At 65.8% G+C, this 2,929-nt stretch carries 4 protein-coding genes; 1 reads left to right on the top strand and 3 read right to left on the bottom strand.

Going from position 1 to position 2,929, the window contains the following annotated elements:
• Window positions 1-20: 20 nt before the first annotated feature.
• Window positions 21-1,895, top strand: coding sequence for a DNA mismatch repair endonuclease MutL (gene mutL / locus EN949_RS34315; protein WP_127370726.1), 1,875 nt, complete (start codon window positions 21-23; stop codon window positions 1,893-1,895).
• Between the two features lie 72 nt (window positions 1,896-1,967).
• On the opposite strand, the gene EN949_RS34320 is transcribed toward mutL, so the two are convergent.
• The 3 genes from EN949_RS34320 to EN949_RS34330 form a co-directional block, all read right to left on the bottom strand.
• Window positions 1,968-2,252, bottom strand: a complete 285-nt coding sequence (locus EN949_RS34320; protein WP_164769986.1) for a hypothetical protein — start codon at window positions 2,250-2,252, stop codon at window positions 1,968-1,970.
• On the bottom strand, window positions 2,227-2,553 hold the full coding sequence (locus tag EN949_RS34325; protein WP_024504825.1) for a hypothetical protein: 327 nt from the start codon (window positions 2,551-2,553) through the stop codon (window positions 2,227-2,229). The genes EN949_RS34320 and EN949_RS34325 overlap by 26 nt, the downstream gene beginning before the upstream one ends.
• A 57-nt stretch (window positions 2,554-2,610) precedes the next feature.
• A partial coding sequence (locus EN949_RS34330) for an alpha/beta hydrolase (RefSeq protein WP_164782649.1) occupies window positions 2,611-2,929 on the bottom strand: 319 nt, incomplete at its 5' end.

Raw genomic sequence — 2,929 nt, forward strand, 5'->3', positions numbered from 1 at the left:
AATCCGCCTATAGTGCCGCCATGCCCATCCGCCAGCTTTCCGAAACGATGATCAACCAGATCGCCGCCGGCGAAGTCATCGAGCGTCCGGCGAGCGTGGTCAAGGAACTGGTCGAGAATGCGCTCGATGCCGGTGCTTCGCGCGTCGAGATCGTCACATCGGGCGGCGGGCTGAACCTGATCCGCGTCACCGATGACGGCTCCGGCATTCCCGAACGGGAGCTGGCGCTGGCGATCGCACGTCACTGCACCTCCAAGCTCACCGAGGATATCAACGACATTCGCTCGCTGGGCTTCCGCGGCGAAGCGCTGCCGTCGATCGGCTCGGTGTCGCGACTTTCGATCCGCTCGCGCACGGCAGCAAGCGACAGCGCCGCCGAGATCGGCATCGAGGGTGGCCGCGTCCTGCCTGTCAGGCCGGCGGCGGCCAATCGCGGCACCACGGTCGAGGTGCGGGACCTGTTCTTCGCAACGCCGGCCCGATTGAAGTTCATGAAGGGCGAACGCGCCGAAAGCTCGGCCACCAGCGATGTGGTCAAGCGCATCGCCATCGCCTTCCCCGCCGTGCGCTTCACGCTGGCCGGCTCGGACCGCTCGACACTGGAACTGCCGGCCGCGGACGACAGCGCGGAAGGCAGCCTGCGTCGTGTCGCCCAGGTGATGGGCGCCGACTTTCCCGACAATTCCATTGCCCTCGACGCGATGCGCGATGGCGTGCATCTGACCGGCCACGTGTCGATCCCGTCCTTCACCCGCGCCAACGCGCTGCAGCAATATGCCTATGTGAACGGCCGCCCGGTGCGCGACAAGCTGATCGCCGGCGCCATACGCGGCGCCTATGCCGACGTCCTGCCGCGCGACCGCCACGCGGTGACGGTACTGTTCCTGACGCTCGATCCGGCCATCGTCGACGTCAATGTCCATCCAGCCAAGGCCGATGTGCGCTTCCGCGATCCCGGCCTTGTGCGCGGATTGATCGTCGGGGCCATCCGACAGGCACTGGCCGATGCCGGCGTCCGCGCCGCCACCACGGGTGCCGCCGGCATGATGGCGGCGTTCCGGCCAGGGGCCGCATCCTACGGCCACGGCGGACCGGCAAACGGCCACCGCAGCTACGACGCGGCCTACCGCGCGTCGGGTCCGTCCGGCTTCGATCCTGCCCGATCGCCGCAGCGGCCGCTCGATATGGGTTTCGATGGTGCGGGCTTCGAGCAGCGCGGCTTGCGAGAAAGCGAGCAAGCGGCTTTCGATGCCGGTCCGCTTGCCAGCGCCGATGCACGCGCAGGGCAGGATGAGGCGGCCGAGACGTTGCTCGGCGCGGTGCTGGGCGCGGCGCGCGCCCAGGTGCATGAGAACTACATCGTCGCCCAGACCAGGGATTCGCTCATCATCGTCGACCAGCATGCGGCGCATGAACGGCTGGTCTACGAGGCGCTGAAGAATGCGCTGCATTCGCGCCCGGTGCCCTCGCAGATGCTACTTCTGCCCGAAATCATCGACCTGCCGGAAGAGGATGCCGAGCGGCTTGCGCTGCATTCGGAAACGCTGGCCCGCTTCGGTCTCGGCATCGAGCGCTTTGGCCCCGGCGCTGTCGCGGTGCGCGAGACGCCGTCGATGCTGGGCGAGGCCAATGTCCAGCAATTGGTGCGCGACCTCGCCGACGAGATCGCCGACAACGACACGGTCGACACGCTGAAGGAGCGGCTGGACAAGATAGCCGCGACCATGGCGTGCCACGGCTCTGTGCGCTCCGGCCGCCTGCTCAAGGCCGAGGAGATGAACGCGCTGCTGCGGCAGATGGAGGCGACGCCCGGCTCCGGCACCTGCAACCACGGCCGCCCCACTTATATCGAACTCAAGCTGGCGGATATCGAACGGCTTTTCGGACGGCGATAGCTGCGGACGGATTGCGGGCCTATCGCTTCGCCGCTCGAGGTCGGCAGGTCAGGAGGCCGGCCGACAATGTGGTCACCCGCGATTTTCGCCCAGCGGCCTGAGTAGCGCGATCGCAGCCGCCAGCAGGAGGATCGCACCGGTGATTTCAGCCCAGCCGACCGCCTCACCGAAGAGCCAGGCTCCTGCCGCCAAAGCGGTCAGCAAATAGCGTGCAGCCGCCAGCAGGAGCGGAGGCGCGTCATTGAGACCGAGCTTGATCGCGGCCCAGGTCAGCCCCCAGATCAGCGATATCACCGCGAAGAAGAAGAGGTTGCGAACCACCGATCGGCGCTCAGCGCAGTCCCCGACGATCGACAAGTATCCGATGGATTTCGATCCGCTCCGGCAGCTCGATCAGAAACTCGGCATCGCGGTCCAGATGATGGACTTTGGTCGGTTCGCCTTTGGTAAAGGCGGTCATCGCTTGCATGTCGGCCCAATACGAGATGGTTGTGAACCACGTCTCGGCATCACGGTCCTCGCGCAGCAATTGGACGCCAAGCGCCGTCTTCTCGAGGGGCGGAATACCCTCGGCACGCAGGTATGGCTCATAGGCGTCGGCGATGTCGCGGCGGGTGCGACCGCGCCAGATGCGCGCGATGGTCGGTGTGGTCGGCATGAGGTTCTCCTTCAGTCAGGCGGACAGCAAACCGGGCATAGCGGACGCCAGTTGTGATCAGCCGTGAACACGAGCCAGGAAATCGCGGACCAGCGCCAGCGCATCGTCGAAATGTGTCTCGAGCAGCCAATGACCCGCCCCTTCGATCAGATGCAGTTCCGCATCGGGCAGATCGCGATGATAGGCCCTTGCCGACGCCGCGGGCATATAGCCATCCTCTGGCCCCCAAACGATCAACGTGGGCGGATGGTGTTCACGCAAATAAGCCTGGTAGCGCGGAAACCAGGTGAGATTGGCTTCCAGCTTCTCCATCAGACCGACGGCGATCTGCCGACGAACCGGCGTGTTCATCAGTGGCCAGTGAAGGCTCCAGAGA

It is taken from the genome of Mesorhizobium sp. M7A.F.Ca.US.007.01.2.1 (assembly GCF_003998165.1).
Taxonomy (GTDB): domain Bacteria; phylum Pseudomonadota; class Alphaproteobacteria; order Rhizobiales; family Rhizobiaceae; genus Mesorhizobium; species Mesorhizobium ciceri.